Annotated in this window: 16 protein-coding genes; 9 read left to right on the forward strand and 7 right to left on the reverse strand. The window is 60.4% G+C overall.

All coding sequences use genetic code 11. The features are described 5' to 3' along the window. Nucleotides 1–20 precede the first annotated feature (20 nt). From ACR0D9_RS19475 to ACR0D9_RS19500, 6 genes are all read right to left on the reverse strand, one after another. On the reverse strand, nt 21–761 hold the full coding sequence (locus ACR0D9_RS19475; RefSeq protein WP_480539932.1) for a maleate cis-trans isomerase family protein: 741 nt from the start codon (nt 759–761) through the stop codon (nt 21–23). Then, nucleotides 758–1,825 (reverse strand): pyridoxal phosphate-dependent aminotransferase, encoded by a 1,068-nt coding sequence (locus ACR0D9_RS19480; RefSeq protein ID WP_480539934.1) that lies wholly within the window; start codon nt 1,823–1,825, stop codon nt 758–760. The genes ACR0D9_RS19475 and ACR0D9_RS19480 overlap by 4 nt, the downstream gene beginning before the upstream one ends. Continuing rightward, nucleotides 1,822–3,474 carry a hydantoinase B/oxoprolinase family protein gene (locus ACR0D9_RS19485; protein ID WP_480539936.1) on the reverse strand — a complete coding sequence of 551 codons (1,653 nt, stop codon included), beginning with the start codon at nt 3,472–3,474 and terminating at the stop codon, nt 1,822–1,824. The genes ACR0D9_RS19480 and ACR0D9_RS19485 overlap by 4 nt, the downstream gene beginning before the upstream one ends. Continuing rightward, nucleotides 3,474–5,567 carry a hydantoinase/oxoprolinase family protein gene (locus ACR0D9_RS19490; RefSeq protein WP_480539938.1) on the reverse strand — a complete coding sequence of 698 codons (2,094 nt, stop codon included), beginning with the start codon at nt 5,565–5,567 and terminating at the stop codon, nt 3,474–3,476. Before ACR0D9_RS19490 ends, ACR0D9_RS19485 begins: the two co-directional genes overlap by 1 nt. A 243-nt stretch (nt 5,568–5,810) precedes the next feature. Then, nucleotides 5,811–6,911 carry a Gfo/Idh/MocA family protein gene (locus ACR0D9_RS19495; RefSeq protein WP_480488965.1) on the reverse strand — a complete coding sequence of 367 codons (1,101 nt, stop codon included), beginning with the start codon at nt 6,909–6,911 and terminating at the stop codon, nt 5,811–5,813. A 12-nt stretch (nt 6,912–6,923) separates the two neighbouring features. Continuing rightward, nucleotides 6,924–7,634, reverse strand: a complete 711-nt coding sequence (locus tag ACR0D9_RS19500) for a GntR family transcriptional regulator (RefSeq protein ID WP_480488966.1) — start codon at nt 7,632–7,634, stop codon at nt 6,924–6,926. 105 nt (nt 7,635–7,739) lie between these two features. Here ACR0D9_RS19500 and ACR0D9_RS19505 point away from each other — a divergent pair, with 105 nt between their 5' ends. Genes ACR0D9_RS19505 through ACR0D9_RS19530 form a run of 6 tightly spaced genes read left to right on the forward strand, consistent with a single transcriptional unit; the run spans nt 7,740 to nt 13,316 of the window. Then, complete coding sequence (locus ACR0D9_RS19505; protein ID WP_480488968.1) at nt 7,740–8,894, forward strand: LLM class flavin-dependent oxidoreductase; 1,155 nt, start codon at nt 7,740–7,742, stop codon at nt 8,892–8,894. Next, on the forward strand, nt 8,894–9,784 hold the full coding sequence (locus ACR0D9_RS19510; protein WP_480539941.1) for an aldo/keto reductase: 891 nt from the start codon (nt 8,894–8,896) through the stop codon (nt 9,782–9,784). The genes ACR0D9_RS19505 and ACR0D9_RS19510 overlap by 1 nt, the downstream gene beginning before the upstream one ends. Next, nucleotides 9,784–10,299, forward strand: a complete 516-nt coding sequence (locus tag ACR0D9_RS19515; RefSeq protein WP_480484813.1) for a flavin reductase family protein — start codon at nt 9,784–9,786, stop codon at nt 10,297–10,299. The genes ACR0D9_RS19510 and ACR0D9_RS19515 overlap by 1 nt, the downstream gene beginning before the upstream one ends. 53 nt (nt 10,300–10,352) lie before the next feature. Continuing rightward, a complete protein-coding gene (locus ACR0D9_RS19520) occupies nt 10,353–10,940 on the forward strand; it encodes a TRAP transporter small permease (protein WP_480484795.1) in 588 nt (195 codons plus the stop codon). Continuing rightward, nucleotides 10,941–12,230 (forward strand): TRAP transporter large permease, encoded by a 1,290-nt coding sequence (locus ACR0D9_RS19525; protein ID WP_209599366.1) that lies wholly within the window; start codon nt 10,941–10,943, stop codon nt 12,228–12,230. Between the two features lie 24 nt (nt 12,231–12,254). Continuing rightward, nucleotides 12,255–13,316: a TRAP transporter substrate-binding protein gene (locus ACR0D9_RS19530; RefSeq protein WP_267365607.1), complete on the forward strand. Its 1,062-nt coding sequence runs from the start codon at nt 12,255–12,257 to the stop codon at nt 13,314–13,316. 30 nt (nt 13,317–13,346) lie between these two features. Here the strand turns inward: ACR0D9_RS19530 and ACR0D9_RS19535 are convergent, their stop codons facing one another. Then, a complete protein-coding gene (locus ACR0D9_RS19535) occupies nt 13,347–13,817 on the reverse strand; it encodes a tetratricopeptide repeat protein (protein ID WP_267365609.1) in 471 nt (156 codons plus the stop codon). A 33-nt stretch (nt 13,818–13,850) separates the two neighbouring features. Between ACR0D9_RS19535 and ACR0D9_RS19540 the strand changes: the two genes are divergently transcribed. From ACR0D9_RS19540 to amaB, 3 genes are all read left to right on the forward strand, one after another. Further along, nucleotides 13,851–15,104 (forward strand): cytochrome-c peroxidase, encoded by a 1,254-nt coding sequence (locus ACR0D9_RS19540; RefSeq protein ID WP_480539943.1) that lies wholly within the window; start codon nt 13,851–13,853, stop codon nt 15,102–15,104. A 134-nt stretch (nt 15,105–15,238) separates the two neighbouring features. Then, on the forward strand, nt 15,239–16,345 hold the full coding sequence (locus ACR0D9_RS19545; protein ID WP_480539945.1) for a saccharopine dehydrogenase family protein: 1,107 nt from the start codon (nt 15,239–15,241) through the stop codon (nt 16,343–16,345). A gap of 3 nt (nt 16,346–16,348) precedes the next feature. Next, nucleotides 16,349–17,860, forward strand: a complete 1,512-nt coding sequence (gene amaB / locus ACR0D9_RS19550; protein ID WP_480539947.1) for an L-piperidine-6-carboxylate dehydrogenase — start codon at nt 16,349–16,351, stop codon at nt 17,858–17,860. Nucleotides 17,861–17,895: the final 35 nt, after the last annotated feature.

A 17,895-nucleotide genomic window follows, 5' to 3' on the forward strand; every position in this document is an offset into this window, starting at 1 on the left:
TGCTTTTGCCTGACCCAAGGCTATAGCAGATCAAACAACCGCCCCGGAACAGTCCCGTGCCTTGGCAGGTCAAGCGCCCGCATCAGGGCAAACATCATGGCCTGATTGGACGTGACGACAGGTTTATCAAGGGCCGTTTCGATCCGGTCTATGGCCTCGACCGCGCGCATGTCGGTGCAGCTGAGTATGATGGCCTCGGCCTTTGGGTGGTCGGCCTGCATGGCAAGGTCGAAAACCTCGTCCGGGGTCAGTTCGCCCTGCCCGTAATTGCCCAGCTCGCGGCCGATATCGGCGCATTTCACCGTTGCGATCCGGTTCTGCGTCAGAAAATCCATGGCCTGCGTGTTGATCTCGCCCAGATAGGGTGAGGAAAAACCGACCCTGGACACGCCAAGCGCATGGACCGCGCCAACCAGCGCCCCTGCCGCGGTAATACACACGGCGCCCGACGCGGCCCTGATGTCCTGCGCCAGCTGGTGGTCAAAGGACGGGCCATGGGTCAGCGTGGCCGAGGTACAGCCATAGAGCACCACATCGGGCCGAACGCCCGAGATCATCTTGAGGTCGTGGCTGATATCCGAGGCCCCCAGACCCGCCATCTGATCCGATCCGGGGATCTCATCCACGTCATAGCCACCCATTCGCTGAAAATGCACCGTCGTGTCCGGGCAGCGCATCAGCATCATGTCAGCTTCGAGATTGGTGTTGGTAAAGGGCACAAGCACCCCGATTTTGGCCCGTGTCCGGGTTTCAAAGGTCATGACGTAACCTCTTTCAGAACAGTCAGGCAGCGCTCCATCACTGCCGTGTCGCAGATCGTGGCGCGCAGGCAATCCGCGAGGCCATAGCCGCCCATTCCGCGAATGAGCAAACCCGCTTTGCGCAACGCGGCATCCGCTTCTTGCGCCGTCGCGGCATCGGCAAAGCGGATCAGGACAAAATTGGTGTGGCTGCGCGGAACAGATAATCCCAGCGCCCGGCACCCATCGGCAAAGCCATCCCGGATGGCGGCGGTTCTGGCAACCGTGTCGCGCATGTGGGGCTGATCCTGCATCGCTGCCGTTGCCATGGCCTGAGAGAGGGTCGATACGTTGTTGGGGTTGAGCAGCTTTCGCAGCTCAATCGCGACCTCTGACGGGAAAAGACCCCATCCCACGCGTGCGCCCGCCAGACCGTAAGCCTTTGAGAAGGTGCGTATGACCACGGTATCCCCACGTGCAACGAGGGCAAAGATTTCAGCCGGGTCGTGATCGCGATCGGTGAATTCGGCATAGGCCTGATCGACCACCAGCAGCACGTTCCCGGGCAGGGTGTCGCGCAGGCGGATGACCTCGGCATTCGGGATCAGGGTGCCGGTCGGGTTGCCGGGGTTGCAGACAAAGACGATCCGGGTATCAGGCGTGACAGCGGCCAGAATGTCATCGACCGAGACGGTCAGATCGACCTCGCGCGCTTTCACATAGTCTGCCCGCACCTGCGCCGTGGCTGAGGCCACATAGGCATAGCCGTAATCCGTGCCCAATACATGGTCGCCCGGCCCTGAATAGGCGCGGATCAGGCAGCCGATCAACTCCATCGACCCGGCACCGCACAGGATGTTGTCGGCTGGTACCCCGTGCCCCTGAGCGATGGCGGCGCGCAGGTCCGACCAGTCGGGATCGGGATAAAGCGGCATCCGGTGCAATGCCGCCTGCCCCGCCGCAATTGCGGCAGGGCTGACCGGGAAGGCGCTTTCATTCTGGGCCAGAGATACAGTGTCCGACGCGCCCAGATCGGCCAGCGCATAGGCCGCCATGGCACGAATGTGATCAACTGCGCGGATCATGAGGCACCCCCATAGGCTTTAGCCCCTTCTTCCGTGACCAGCCCGCGCCTGAGGTCCAGCGCCAGCGCCTCTGGGTCGCGCGCGGCCGGATCGCCAAAGCCGCCGCCGCCGGGTGTGTCGAAGATCAGGTAGTCGCCACTTTCCACACGTAGCTCACCCTTACCCGGAATGTCTGCGCCGCCATCGCGGAACCGGATACGCCCCGGCGCGCCGGGCAGGCCACCCATGCGGCCCAGAGCCGGAAATTTCAGACGTTCGACCGACAGGAAGACGATGAAGGGGGCATCGTTGGCAGACGTCATCTCGATCCGCTGACCCAATCCTCCCCTGTACTGGCCCGCGCCGCCCGAGTCGGGCAACAATTCTCGTCGCCACATGATCACCGGGGCGACACTTTCGGTTATTTCGACCTGCGAGCCGAACACCCCCGAAGGGTAGGCCGTCGCAGACAGGCCATCCGCGTGGGGCCGCGCCCCGGTGCCGCCATTGTGAACGGGTTCGATGGCAAATTCGCGCCCGCCATTCGACGCCACTTCGGGAGCGTGGCGCATTGGCAGGTCGAACATGCACGAGGCCCCTTCGGCAGGCACCTGTTCGGGCAGCGCCTGATGCAGGCAGCCCAGAACCAGATCCGGTGTGACCTGTCCCAGCGTATGCCGCATGGCCACTGGCACCGGATGCTGGGCGTTCAGGATGCAACCCTTGGGGCCTTCCACCGTGAAAGGTTCCAACGAGCCTGCGTTGTTCGGGATATCCGGCCCGACGATGCAACGCAGGGCAAAGACCGTATAGGCGGTGGCATAGTTCAAAGGCACGTTGATGCCCTTTTTCGAACACCCGGACGTGCCCGTGAAATCAACATGCATCCCGTCTTTGGTGACGGTGAGCGTCGCGTGCAGCTCCAGCTCGGCCTCATAGCCGTCCATGTGCAGCACGTTTTTGTAAACGCCTTCGGGCACCTCGGCGATGGCCTGTAACGCGCCTTTGCGCGAGGTGTCGATGATATAGGTGCCAAGCCTGTCCAGATCTTCGATCCCGAACTCCTCCATCATCGCAACAAGGCGGTTCACCCCGGCCTCGCAACAGGCGATCAGGGCGTAGATGTCGCCCTCATTGGCCACAGGCTCGCGCGAGTTGGCGCGGATGATATCCATCAGCAGCGCATTGGGCGTTCCGGCCTCGACCAGTTTGCAAGGCGGGATCAGCAGGCCTTCGTCATAGATGTCCGAGCCTTCAGGTCCCATACCCAGACCGCCCAGATCCACCAGATGCGAGGTGCAGGAGGTAAAGCCCACCACCTTGCCGTCCTTGAACGCGGGCATCATCAACAGGAAGTCGTTCAGATGCCCCGAGGCCAGCCACGGGTCGTTTGTCATGTAGATGTCGCCGGGGCGCATGTCCTGCACCGCGAAACGGGCGCGCAGGTGCAGCACGGCCTCGGCCATGGTATTGATATGGCCCGGAGTACCGGTCACGGCCTGCGCCAGCATCCGGCCATTCACGTCGAATATCCCGGCGGAAATGTCGCCGCATTCGCGCACGATGGGCGAGAAAGCCGCGCGGATCAGGGTCTGGCCCTGTTCTTCGACCACTGCCAGCAGGCGGTTCCACATCACTTGCAGGCGGGCGGGGGACAGATCAGCGGTCATTATGCGCCTCCTTTCTGATCCTGTATCAGGACAAGGTTGCCGATTGCGTCCATCTGGGCCGAGAAATCGGCGGATACGAGTGTGGTTGTTTGTGGTTCATGGATCAGCGCGGGGCCTGCCACATAGTCTCCGGGGCGCATATCGGCGCGGGCGACAAAGGCGGCCTGTTTTACCGTGCCATCCAGATCACAGGTGATGGGGCGTGTCTGCGTGACCTGAAATGCGGTTTGGCCGGGTGTTTCCGACACCGCGGGCACCGCCTTGTCCGGGGTGGCAACGCGAACCGCCCAGTTGAGAACCTCGATCTTCATCCCCGGCACGGGGCGTGAGAATTGTTTGCGGTATTCCCTTTCGAATGCAGCCGTCAGCGGGGCGATATCCCGGTGCGTCAGGGCGCGGTCCGGCAAGGTAATCTCGATCTCATGCCCTTGCCCGCTATAGCGCATGAAGGCGGTGCGCAGGGTTTCGGTGGGTGCATCCCCTGCCCCTTGGGCGACGACCTCTTTTGCTTCGGCAATCATCGTATCGAACAGGGCGTTCACCCCGTCCATGTCCATGCTGTCGAGCAGGGAATAGCGCGAGCGGACGATTTCGAAGGATACCGGGGCAAACAGGAACCCAACCGCCGAACCGACACCGGGATTGGGCGGGATCACGATACGCGACACCCCGGCGGACCGGGCGACGCGGGTGGCATGCAGCGGCCCGTTGCCACCAAAGGCAATCATGGTGCGCGGGCCGAGGTCCTTGCCGCTTTCAACCGCATGCATCCGCCCGGCGCTGGCCATGCTTTCGACAACGATGCGGCTGACCCCATCTGCCGCACCTGTCGCATCCAGCCCCAGTTCGTCCCCGATCACACGTCTCAGGGCGGCCTTGGCGCCAGCAGGGTCCAGCTGGATATGCCCCTCGGCAAAGGTGTCGGGCACGATATAGCCCAGAGTGATGTCACTGTCGGTCACGGTCGGATCGATGCCGCCGCGCATGAAAGCGACCGGCCCGGGCTCCGAGCCTGCCGATTTTGGCCCGACCGTCAGACGCCCGAGACGGTCAACACCCGCGATCGAACCACCACCAGCACCAATTTCAATCATCTCGATCACCGGAATGCGCACCGGCATTCCCGACCCCTTGATAAACCGTGCCGCGCGGGCGATTTCGAATGAGCGCGAGGTCTGGGGGCGCGCCTTGTCGATCAGGCAGAGCTTGGCCGTGGTGCCACCGACGTCAAATGACAGGACCTGATCCAACCCGGCACGCGCCGCGATGCGGGCGGCCAGAATGGCCCCTCCGGCGGGGCCGGATTCCACCAGACGAATGGGGAAACGCGTTGCGGTGCCGATCGTGCACATACCTCCGCCTGCCGTCATCATCAGGATCGGACAGGTTACGCCCTCGGCCGTGAACTGATCCACAAACCGGGTCAGATAGTTTTCCATCAACGGCTGAATATAGGCGTTGGCCACAGTGGTGCAGAGCCGATCAAACTCTCGCGCTTCGGGGCTGACATCGGACGAGATCGAGACGGTCAAACCGGGGCGGTGTCGCGCCAGAAGATCGCGCAAGCGCCGTTCGTGGGTCGGGTTGGCGTAAGAGTGCATCAGGCAGATGGCCACCGCCTCGGCCCCGCTGGCGTCAATCTCGGCCAGCAACCGGTCTACTTTCCCTTCATCCAGTTCAATCAGCACCTTGCCTTCTGCCGACATGCGTTCGCCTATGGTCAACGAGCATTCGCGCGGCACCAGCATGTCCGGCTTTTCAAGGTTGATGTCGTATTGGGAATACCGACGCTCGTACCCGATATCGAGAATATCGCGGAACCCTTCGGTGCAGACCGTGGTCACGACCGCTCCGCGCCGTTCAATCAGCGCGTTGGTTGCCAGAGTTGTTCCGTGAATGAATCCGGTGACATCCTTCAGCGACCGGCCAGTCTGCGCCATGACGCGCCGCGCGCCTTCCAGTGCGCCTTCTGCCGGGTTCTGGTGGGTGGTCAGGGTTTTGGTGGAGGCCAGTATCGTCTCATCACCCGAGACGAGGACCGTGTCGGTAAAAGTGCCGCCAATATCGATGGCGAGGCGCAGAGCGGTTGTCATGAGGTATTCCGTTGTCGTCTGAAAGCAGGCAGGCAGAACGGCCCCGCAGGGCGGTTACCGGCGCGTTGTGACCAGATCACAGCCGGTCGCACGGCGATCAAGGCGGGTGGGAATACACTGACAGGTCATACAGTTTTGTCCCCTACTGCGCCCCGCTTCACTAGCTGATTTACGACAGATTGGCCCGCAAGCGACACATTTGTCGCCGCAGACCTGTCTACACTGAACTTGCCCGGGGTCAGTCTAAGGGTGCTTTAGGTGAACCGTTTCGCCGGTTTGCAGGGCCTGCTGCGCTGCCAATCCCATTCGCACCGCCCACAAACCGTCATGCACTGTCACATCCGGTTCGGCCTTGTGCCCGCGCACCAGATCCAGAAACCCCTTGTGCTGATAATAGGTCGAGCCGTTGTGATCTCCGGCAGCCAGCAAACGGGGATCGACAGGGATATCCTGCGACATTGGCCCCTTGGGGTCCCGCGGGCTGACGATGACCTGCGGCACTGGCGGCGTTCCCAGATGGTCGGGCCAGAACCGCCCCGGCCCCGGCACCAGAGCCTCGACCTTGGCGTTGGGTCCGATGGCCGAAATCTCTTCCTGATAACGGGCGCCTTCGGCGAACATGCACAGCTCGAGCATCGCGCGCGCGCCATTGGCGAAATCGACCAGAACATAGCCATGATCCAGTATATCGGGTGTTTCACCCCCGTAGGTTTCGTCCAGATGGTTCACTGCCTGCCCGCCGCTTGCGGTGATTCGCACCGGGTCGGATTGCAGGATCAGCCGCATCAGATCGAAGAAGTGGCAACATTTTTCAACAAAAGTGCCGCCGGTGTTGCGGTTGAACCGGTTCCAGTCGCCGACTTTGCGCAGAAACGGAAAGCGATGTTCCCGGATCGACAGCATCCGGACCCCGCCAGTGTCCCCGATCTTGTCGATCAGGGTCGCGATGGGCGGCATATAGCGGTATTCCATTGCGACCCAGATCGGGTGTGGATAGTCGCGCTGAACCTTCTCTAGCCTTGCGGCGTCCTGGGGGTTGGTGAACAGGGGCTTTTCCACCAATAGCGGCAAGGGGCGCGTTTGCGCGATTTCACAGATCTGGTCGACATGCATGTGGTTTGGGCTGGCGATGACCAAGCAGTCCAGGTCTTCGATATCCAACACCTCTTGCACCGAGCGTGCCATAACCGCACCCGGCGCAATCGCCTGCGCGGCTTTTGCCATCCCGGGATCGGGTTCGAATATCGCTGCGACACGCGTGCCGTCCAGCAGGGCGATGTTGTGCAGGTGTTCCTGCCCCATCATGCCACATCCGATCAGCCCGTAATTGATGGTCCGGGTCATGCGCGTTTCCTTTTACTTCAGACGTTGGACATAGGTGGCCCGGTCCGGGTCGAACCAGGTCTTGGAAAATTCGACAGGTTCGGCCTTGTCCGACCAGCTGAACCGTTCGATATAGCCCACCGTTTCACCGGCGGCTTTGGTGAACACCGCGGGCGTCCAATCGGGCAACTGGCCAATCGATACGCGATCTTCGGCCCGTGATATCCAGAAACCCAGCTGGTGCTGATAATAGCGGTAGAGCGAGTCCGACAGCAGGCTTCGCTTGATCAGGCCGGCTGATTCGTCCAGCCAGATTTCCTCGACCGCGATGATTGTGTCATTCAGATAGCGCATCCGACGTACGCGCGATCCGGTGTCTGAAGTGCCAAAATCCGGCAGATCGGAAGGTTTCTTCAGATGATCGACGGACAGGATATCCGCACGCGGCAACCCGCCCCCTTGGGGCAATTCCAGCCGGAACATCGCGTAGACGCTGTTCTGAGTTCCGGTCTCGCGGATGTAATTTCCTGACCCCTGAATACGCTCCAACATGCCTTTTTTCTCAAGCTCTGCGAGAGATTTTCGCAGCGTGCCGACCGACACGTTCAGCTCGGCCGCCATATCGCGTTCCGGGGGCAGACGCTCACCATCGATCAAGCGGCCCGCAGCGACATCGCGGATCAGCAGCTCGGCAATCTGAACGTAGATAGGCAGGGCATTGGGGTTTCGGGTGTTGGGGGGCATTTCAGGCGCTTCATTCGGTCGCAGGAAAAATTGATACACTATTGATCTACATCAATGTGATTGCTACGCAAGAGGAAAGTAAAAGATGCACGGAGCGTGAATCAAATGACCATCGTCCCCATCACATCCCCTGATCTGGATGCGGCCGAGGTTTCGTGGTTCGCCGCCTTATGTTCGGACGATTATCAGTTCCTGGGTGTGCCTGATGGTGATCTGCGGTCCAGCTGGGAGCATTGCTCGGCCATCGTGAAGGAGGCCGAGGCGCAGGGGTTCCGCAACATCCTGTGCCCGTCATCGTATCAGGTTGGGCAGGACACGCTGAGCTTTGTCGCCGGTTGCGCGCCGATCACGCAGAAGATCAACCTGTTGGCCGCTGTGCGCTGCGGCGAGATGCAGCCGATCATGCTGGCCCGCACGATCGCGACTTTGGATCACATGTTGAAGGGGCGGCTGACCGTCAACATCATTTCATCCGATTTTCCCGGCGAAAAGGCCGACAGTGCCTATCGTTATCAACGGTCGCGCGAAGTGGTCGAGATCCTGAAACAGGCCTGGACGCAGGAGGAAATCAACCATGCGGGCGAGGTCTACAACTTTACAGGTCTGACAACCGACCCGGCGCGACCCTATCAGACTGGCGGGCCGCTGCTGTATTTCGGCGGTTATTCGCCCTCGGCGCTGGAGCTGTGCGGCGAGCATTGCGATGTGTACCTGATGTGGCCGGAAACCAAGGATCAACTGGCCGAGCGGATGAAAGCTGTTCATGCAGTGGCCGAAAATTATGACCGTACGCTCGACTATGGCTTGCGGGTTCACATGATCGTTCGCGATACCGAAGCCGAGGCGCAGGAATACGCGGATTACATCGTTTCAAAACTGGATGACGACTATGGCCGCGCGATCCGCGAACGGGCGTTGGATGCAACGTCGCTTGGCGTAGCGCATCAGGCCAGGAATCGTGATCTGGCGGATAAGTACGGGTATGTGGAACCCGGTCTGTGGACCGGCGTCGGCCGCGCCCGCTCGGGCTGTGGTGCGGCACTGGTTGGATCAACCGATCAGGTCATGTCAAAGATCGAAGATTACCGGAAGATGGGCATTCGCGCGTTCATCTTCTCAGGCTATCCGCACATGGATGAGGCCATGCATTTCGGTGCTCGTGTGATGCCGCATCTGAAAACCTGCTCGCTTCCCGAAGCCTACGGGCGTGTGCCCAAGACACCCCCGGCCACACCGCTGGGCAACGGAGTGCGCCGCTGATGCAACGCGTGAAACTATCCCCGACGCTGGAAATGAGCCGCCTTGTCTATGGCATGTGGCGGCTGGGTGACGATAGCGACACCTCGGCAGGGCATGTCGAGGCCAAGATTCAGGCCTGTCTTGATCAGGGCATCACCACCTTCGATCAGGCCGATATTTATGGCGGTTACGCGGCCGAAGCCGTTCTGGGCAACGCCTTGCGCGCCAATCCCGGCCTGCGCCAGAAGATGGAGATCGTCACCAAATGTGACATCGTCGCACCTGTGGGGCGGCATTCCGATGCGAAGGTCAAATACTATGACACCTCACGCGCGCATATCCTGAAATCCATCGACATGTCCCTGTCGGAAATGGCCATCGACCACATCGATCTGCTGCTGATCCACCGTCCTGATCCGTTCATGGACCACCACGAAACCGGGGCTGCGCTGGATGAGGCTGTCGCCAGTGGCAAGGTGGGCGCGGTTGGTGTTTCGAACTTCCGCCCGTGGGACTGGACCCTGCTGCAATCGGCGATGAAAACCCGGCTGGTCACCAACCAGATCGAGATCTCACTGGGCGCGATCGCCCCTTTCACCAATGGCGATCTGGCGTTTCACCAGCAGCATGGGCACCACCTTATGGCGTGGTCGCCGCTGGGGGGTGGGCTGCTGATGGCCGGAAACCCGCCCGTCGGGGTTGTTGCTGATGAAATCGCGGAGGAGTTCGGTGTAGACCGGGCCGCTGTGGCCGTCGCCTTCCTGCTGGCTCATCCGGCGGGCATTCTGCCGGTTCTGGGCACCAACAACCTGAACCGTATCAAACGCATCTCGGACGCGCTGAAAGTCACAATTGATCGCGAAACCTGGTTCCGCCTGTACGAGGCGGCGCTGGGGCATGAGGTAGCATGATGAACGCAATCTCAAGAAACATGACCCACACCTTTGTGCCACATAAGGACGACACCCGGACCCTGCGGGATGCTTTTGGTCGGTTTGCAACCGGCGTTACCATCGTGACATGCGACAGCGGTGATGGCCCGATCTGCATCACAGCCAACAGCTTTTCGTCGCTGTCGCTGGACCCGCCACTGATCATGTGGGCCGGCGACCGCAACTCGCGCCGGTTCCCCTATTTTCGCGCGGCACCGCATTTCACGGTGCATGTGTTATCGTCTGCGCAGGCTGAGCTGTGTTTTGGCTGCTCGAAAGATGCCCATGCCCTGCGCGACATCCGGCACGAGCGCTGTGCAAACGGCACCCCGCTGCTGTCGGATTGTCTGGCACGGTTTGAATGCGAACAACATGCCTATCACGACGCGGGCGATCACGTGATCGTGGTGGGCAAAGTCCTGAAGGCCAGCATGAGCGACGGCGACGCGCTGACGTTCTATGCCGGGAAAATGGGCCAATTCGCGCAGCACTAAGCGCGATCTGACGACCGCGGGACACACCTGCGGCTGAACAAGGGAGGATCCGCATGGGCGGACTGGCATCGGTGCTTGCGCCGATTGCATTTGTAAACGAAACCGTGCTGCGTCTGGGCCGCGCGGTTGGCGTTGTTGCGATTGCATTCATGGTCATCGCAATCCTGATTCAGGTGTTCTTCCGATACGTTCTGGGCAACGCCCTGCCTTGGCCGGATGAGGCCGCGCGGTTCTGCATGTTGTGGATGACCGGGTTGATGGCACCGACGGCCTTTCGGCGCGGCGGTTTTGTAGCTATCGACATGCTGCAACGGTTTCTGCCGCGTATGCTCGGCCTGTCGCTCAATCTGTTCCTCCTGCTGATCTCGCTGGCCGTGCTTTTGGTTGCGGTCAATATCGGCTGGTCCGAGGTCACGGGCTTTGGCGGCAGGTTCGCCACCGCCGCCCTGTACCTGCCGACATCGCTTGGGTTTGACGAGTGGTATCGCATTCCGCGCAGCTGGATGATGGCTTCGCTGCTGGTGGGCATCATTCTGCTGATCTCGGTCAATATCGAGCTTATCCTGCGTTCCGTGGTCACCTTGCTTGGCGGCGCGCATCTTTTGCCGGACATTCCCGACGCAGCGATGGGGGCCGAATAGATGCTGATCTGGTTCCTGCCTACGTTCCTGATTTTCCTGCTGATTGGCCTGCCGGTCTTTTTCGCGCTTCTGGCGGCGCCCGGCATCCTGCTGTGGCTGAACGGACAGACGAATGACATCACCCTGCTTTATCGCAATGTCTACAACGGCATGGACAGCTTTCCGCTGATGGCCATCCCGTTCTTCATGCTGGCCGGGGAAATGATGAACCGTGGCGGCATAACCATCCGCCTTGTCGAATTCAGCCAGGCCCTGATGGGCCATCTGCGCGGCGGGCTGGCGCATGTAAATGTGCTGAGCTCGATCCTGTTCGCGGGCCTTTCGGGATCTGCGGTGGCTGACACGTCCGCCCTGGGGTCGATGCTGATCCCGGCGATGGAAAAACAGGGCTACACCCGAAAATTCGCCGCCGCCATCACAGCCGCAAGTTCGGTGATCGGGCCGATCATCCCGCCCTCGGGCATTATGATCATCTATGCCTATGTCATGGGTGAAAGCGTGGCCGCCTTGTTCCTTGCGGGGATCGTGCCCGGAATCATGGTGGGTGTCGGCCTGATGGTGATGATCAAGTTCATGGCCGACAAGTACGATTTTCCCGTCGCCAGCCGGAAATACACATGGGATGAGCGGCGCAAAGCCAGCCTCAAGGCGTTCTTCCCGCTGATGACGCCTGTGATCATTCTGGGCGGCATTCTGGGGGGCATCTTTACTCCGACCGAGGCCGCCGCTGTTGCTGTGGGCTACGCCTTTATCATCGGATTTTTCGTTCTGCGTACACTGACCCTGAGGGAAATTCCGGATGTTCTGAGCAATGCAGGTATGACGTCGGCTGTGGTGCTGCTGCTGGTTGGCGCAGCAATGGCGTTCAAGACCGTCGTCAGCCTGAGCCACGCCCCGGAACAATTGGCCTCGTTGATCCTCAGCCTGTCGGAAAATCCACTGATCCTGTTGTTCCTGATTAACCTGTTGTTGTTCATCGTTGGCATGTTTCTGGATGCAGGCCCTGCGATCATCATCCTTGGGCCCATCCTTGGCCCGATTTTCACCAGTCTCGGTGTAGACCCGATCCATTTCGCCATCATCATGAGCGTCAATCTGACCGTCGGCCTTGCCACGCCCCCCATGGGGCTGGTGCTGTTCGTGGCCGCCGCCGTGTCGCGGGAGCGGGTCGAAACAATCGCCAAGGCGATCCTGCCATTCCTGGCTGTCGAAATCATCGTGATCTTTCTGATCACCTACATCCCCGCACTATCCATGACGATCCCGAGGATAACGGGATTTGCAAACTGACTGAGTATCACAGGGAGGAAACGCATGCTCGGAAACTTCATAAAAACAGCGGCGATTGCCACATCGCTTGTGGCCGCGTCTGTGGTCGCGGCGACGGCCGCTGACTATACGCTGCGCGCCACAGCCAATTCGAACGAAAATGACGAGGATTACGACGGTCTGATCGTTTTCAAGAACTATGTCGAGGCGGCGTCGAACGGCGCCATCGAGGTTGAGCTGTTCATCGGCACCCAGCTGTGTTCGAACGGTGCAGAATGCCTGCAAGGCGTGGCGGATGGCACCATCGATATCTATATCTCTACCTCGGGCGGGGCCTCGGGCATCTTCCCCTATGTGCAGGTTCTGGACCTGCCCTATCTGATGGCCGATGACCGGATCGCCGAGCATGTTCTGTCGGGCGATTTCACCCGCACCATGCGCGACATGGCGCTTGAGGATTCCGGTGGCGCGATCCGCCTGATGACCATCGGCAACACCGGTGGCTGGCGCAACTTCGCCAACACAAAACACCGCGTCGCCGAGCCTGCCGACATGGAAGGTCTGAAAATCCGCACCGTCGTTGCCGACCTGCCGCAGGAACTGGTCAAGGCCCTGGGCGCGTCACCTACACCGATCCCGTGGCCGGAACTCTTCACCAGCTTCCAGACCGGCGTTGTCGAGGGGTCAAAGAACGGCATCACCGACATCATGGGCATGAAGTTCCCGGATGCCGGCCTGCAGTATGTCACCCTGGACGGGCACGCCTATATGGGTGCGCTGTGGTGGATGAACAACGCCAAGTTCCAGGCGATGCCGGAAGATATGCGTCGGGTCGTTGTCGATGGGTTCTACGCCCTGCAACAGGCCACCTTTGCCTCGCCCAAGCGCAAGTCGATCCAGGCATATGAGGACTTCGTCGCAGGTGGCGGCGACCTTTATGTCCCGACGCCCGAGCAGAAGGCAGCGTTCAAAGCTGCGGCTTCGCCTGTCTATGACTGGTTCCAGACCAATGTTGCCCGTGGTGATGAAATCTTTGCCGCGCTGACCGAAGCGGTCGCGGCGGCTGAGGCGGACGTGAACGCCTCGCGCAATGCGGACCTGAACTAAATGGAAGGGTCGGGCCTTGTGGCCCGGCCCTTATCGAAACGGGTACATCCACCCTTTGTAGTCGTTGACCAGAACATGCGCCTTCTCGATCTGCTCCGGCGACATTTTCTTGATCACTTCCTCAAGGCTGATCGCTGCATCGGGATCGCCGCCAATGGCGCTGAGCGTGTACCACATATAGGCCCGCACCAGATCGGGCGCGGGCATTCCCAGACCCAGTTCATAGTACCAGCCGACCCCCGACTGCGCCCCCGGATGCCCCTTCATCGAGGCACGCAGATACCATTCAAACGCCCTTTCATGGTCCTGCTCGACCCCAAGACCCAGCCCGTACATCACACCGATCAGTTCCTCGGCCTCGGCATTGCCCGACCGGGCGGCGGGCAGCAGTTCCGCGCGCGCGGCTTCAAACTCTCCGGCCTCCATCATATCACGTGCCTGTTCCAGCTCAGCCAGAGCCGGGGTCGCAAGAAAACAAAGGGTAAAGAGAAACTGGCGCATTGGGCGATTGTCCTCGTTTGGGCGGGGGCCGCGGTGGCGCAGGACCTGCCGCGCCCGCTGACAGATGATGACTTTATCCCATTTGATATGGAACAGGCCGCTATCGGTCATCAACTGTTTTACGATCCGATCCTGTCAGGCAATCAGAACATTTCATGCGCCCATTGCCATCACCCCGATTTCGGCACCTCTGACGGGTTGTCCCTGGGGATCGGCGAAGGCGGACAGGGTTTGGGGCCGGACCGCACACCGGGCAACGGCGCGGACAGGATCCGCAAACGCATTCCCCGAAACGCGCCGGGGTTGTGGAACCTCGGGGCAAAGGACATTCATACCGTTTTCCACGATGGCCGCCTGAGCATCTCGAACATCTATGGCAACGGGTTCAATTCGCCTGCACAGGAATGGCTGCCCGGGGGATTGAACTCGCTTTTGGCAGCGCAGGCTTTGTTCCCGCTGACCGCTCAGTTCGAGATGGCCGGTAATGTCGCCGAAAACCAGGTGACCGGCGCGGTTCACGACAGGATCGACAAGGGTTGGCCGATCCTTGCCAAACGCGTGCGGACCGATCCGCGCTATGGCCCTGCCATAGTCGCGGCTTTTGACGACATCGAGACCACCGAAGACATCACTATCACCCAGATCGCCAACGCGCTGGCGGCCTTCATGGCCATTGAATGGCGCAGCACCGACAGCCCATTCGACCAGTACTTGGCCGGGGACAGGGATACGCTGTCAGACGTCCAGAAAGACGGGATGAACCTGTTTTATGGCAAAGCGCGATGCGCGACCTGCCATGCGGGATCGTTGATGTCGGACCAAGAGTTTCACGCGCTGGGTTTGCCCCCTTTCGGGCCAGGTCGGACCCGGCAATGGGACCCATATGCGCGGGACGTTGGCCGGATGGCGGAAAGCAACCGCCTGGAAGACGCCTATCGCTTTCGCACTCCGATGCTGCGCAATGTCGCCCTGACTGCGCCCTACGGGCATAACGGTGCTTTTACGGACCTCGAAAGCATGATCCGTCACCATCTTGACCCACAGACCAGCCTTGCCAAATGGAAACCCGAAATGGCTGCGTTGCCCAAGGTTCCCTGGCTGCAAGAGGTGGATTTCGTGGTGTGGGACGACCGGTTCGAGATGGAACGCCAGCGCAGCAGGATCGACATTGTGCCAGTGACGCTGTCGGATGTGGAAATCGCCGCCCTGGTCGCATTTCTGCATTCCTTGACGGGCACCGGCGTTGGCTCTCCTCCTTTCGGGGTGCCGGCCGATTTCAACCCCTGATGGCGGTCACGCCATAATGACAATTATTCCGGCATAATGTCGGATAAGTCGATCACTTCGTCAAATTGCGGCCTATGAAATGTCTGGCCAGCCTTGCACCATAATATCAGGAACAGAAATTTACGGAGACGTTGATGTCCTGGAATATTTGCGTAATCGGGGCTGGCAAGATCGGTCAGATGATCGCGACGCTGCTGAGGGCCTCGCCAAACTATACAGTGACTGTGGCCGACCATGACCTGAAAGCATTGGGTGAAATCACAAGGCTTGGGATTGGAACAAAGCAGATTGATGCCCGGGATGCGGACAATCTGGCAAAGGAACTGACCGGGTTTAACGCCGTGGTTTCAGCGGCACCGTTCTTTCTTACCCCAAACATTGCCAAGGCCGCCAAAGAGGCGGGCGCGCATTATTTTGACCTAACCGAAGACGTCGCGGCCACCGAGGCCGTACGCCAGCTGGCCGAAGGCAGTGAGACGGCTTTCATGCCGCAATGTGGTCTGGCACCTGGTTTTGTGGGTATCTCCGGAGCCGCGCTTGCAGCGGAGTTTGATGAGCTGGACAGCCTGCATATGCGGGTGGGCGCGCTGCCGCTTTATCCGACCAATGCGCTGAAGTACAATCTGACCTGGTCGACCGATGGGTTGATCAACGAGTACTGCAATCCCTGCGACGCCATTGTGAACGGCAAACTGGTCAAGACCGCGCCGCTGGAAGATTTCGAGATTCTGGGTCATGATGGCGTGGAATACGAATGCTTCAACACCTCGGGCGGGTTGGGCACGCTCCCGGAAACACTGGAAGGCAAGGCGCGGGCCGTGTCTTATCGCACGATCCGGTATCCCGGCCATTGTGAAATCCTGAAACTGTTGCTGCACGATCTGGGACTGGAACGCCGCCGCGATCTGCTGAAAGAGATCTTCGAGACCGCCCTGCCCCGCACCGATCAGGACGTTGTGCTGGTCTATTGCACGGCCAAGGGCATGATCAACGGCGTTCTGCGCGAGAAATCTCTGATCAACAAGAGCTTTTCCCGCACCATCAACGGACAGGTCTGGAGTGCCATTCAGGTCACCACAGCTGCGGGTATTCTGGGCGTTGTTGACCTGATGCGCACCGGCACGCTGCCTTCGAAAGGGTTCGTCCGGCAGGAACAGGTTAAACTGAACGACTTCCTGAATACGGAATTTGGCCAGCTGTTTCGTGCTGGTGACGTGACCCGGCAGAACAAGGCGGCCTGAGATATGAAAGACATCGTAATGACAGCCCAAACCACGCTTGCAAATCTGGATCTGACGGATGCTGCATTGAAGGGCGGCACTCTGAAGGTGACGTCGCCGATTGACGGCTGCCTGCTGGCCGAAGTGCACGAAACTCGGGCCACCGAAATGGACGCGATCATTGCCCGCGCCAAAAACGCGTTCAAGGCGTGGCGCGTTGTGCCGGCCCCGCGTCGGGGCGAATTGATCCGCCTGCTGGGCGAAGAGCTGCGCGCGGCCAAGGACGAACTGGGCGCGCTTGTCAGCTGGGAGGCCGGCAAGATCACCTCCGAAGGTCTGGGCGAAGTGCAGGAGATGATCGACATCTGCGACTTTGCCGTTGGTCTGTCGCGTCAGCTTTATGGTCTGACCATCGCGTCGGAACGCCCAGGTCACCGGATGATGGAAACCTGGCATCCGGCGGGTCCGGTCGGGGTGATCTCGGCCTTCAATTTCCCAGTTGCGGTCTGGTCGTGGAATGCCGCTTTGGCACTGGTCTGTGGCGATCCGGTGATCTGGAAACCGTCCGAGAAGACCCCGCTGACAGCGATGGCCTGCCAGAAGATCTTTGAACGCGCGCTGGTGCGGTTTGGCGATGCCCCCGAAGGGTTGCTTCAGGTCCTGATCGGTGGCGCGGAATTGGGCGAGGCGCTGGTGGCCAGCGAAGATGTTCCGATCATCTCGGCCACAGGGTCCACACGAATGGGCCGTGCGGTTGCGCCCATTGTTGCGGCACGCTTTGGCAAGTGCATTCTGGAACTGGGCGGAAACAACGCGATGATCGTCGGCCCTTCGGCGGATCTGGAAATGGCCGTGCGCGCCATTGTCTTCTCGGCCGTTGGGACCGCCGGTCAGCGTTGCACCACGCTGCGCCGTCTGATCGTGCACAACTCGATCCGTGAGGAACTGGTGGGCCGCCTGAAAAAGGCTTATGCCGGTCTGGCCATCGGCAATCCGCTGTCTGAGGGCACGTTGATCGGGCCACTGGTGGATGAGGCATCGGGTGCCGCCATGACATCCGCACTGGAGGCCGCAAGGGCCGAAGGCGGCACCGTGTTTGGCGGCGAACGTGTAACCGAAGGGCTTCCTGCGGGTGTCTATATGCAGCCCGCAATTGTCGAAATGCCCGGCCAAAGCGCGGTCGTGAAAACCGAAACTTTCGCGCCAATCCTTTATGTTATGGGCTACGACGACTTTGACGATGCGATCCAGCTTCAAAACGATGTGCCGCAAGGGCTGTCATCCTGTGTGTTCACGCTGAACATGCGCGAGGCCGAGCAGTTTCTGACTGCGGCGGGGTCGGATTGCGGTATTGCCAACGTCAACATAGGCCCCTCGGGCGCCGAGATCGGTGGCGCATTCGGTGGCGAAAAGGAAACCGGTGGCGGACGCGAAAGCGGCTCGGACGCGTGGAAAGCCTATATGCGCCGCCAGACCAACACCGTGAACTACTCGGCAGAGCTCCCGCTGGCGCAGGGTGTCAAATTCGACATCTGAACCAGCGCGCAAACTGACGGGCAATCTGATCCCCC

It is taken from the genome of Ruegeria sp. AK11 (genome assembly GCF_056541095.1).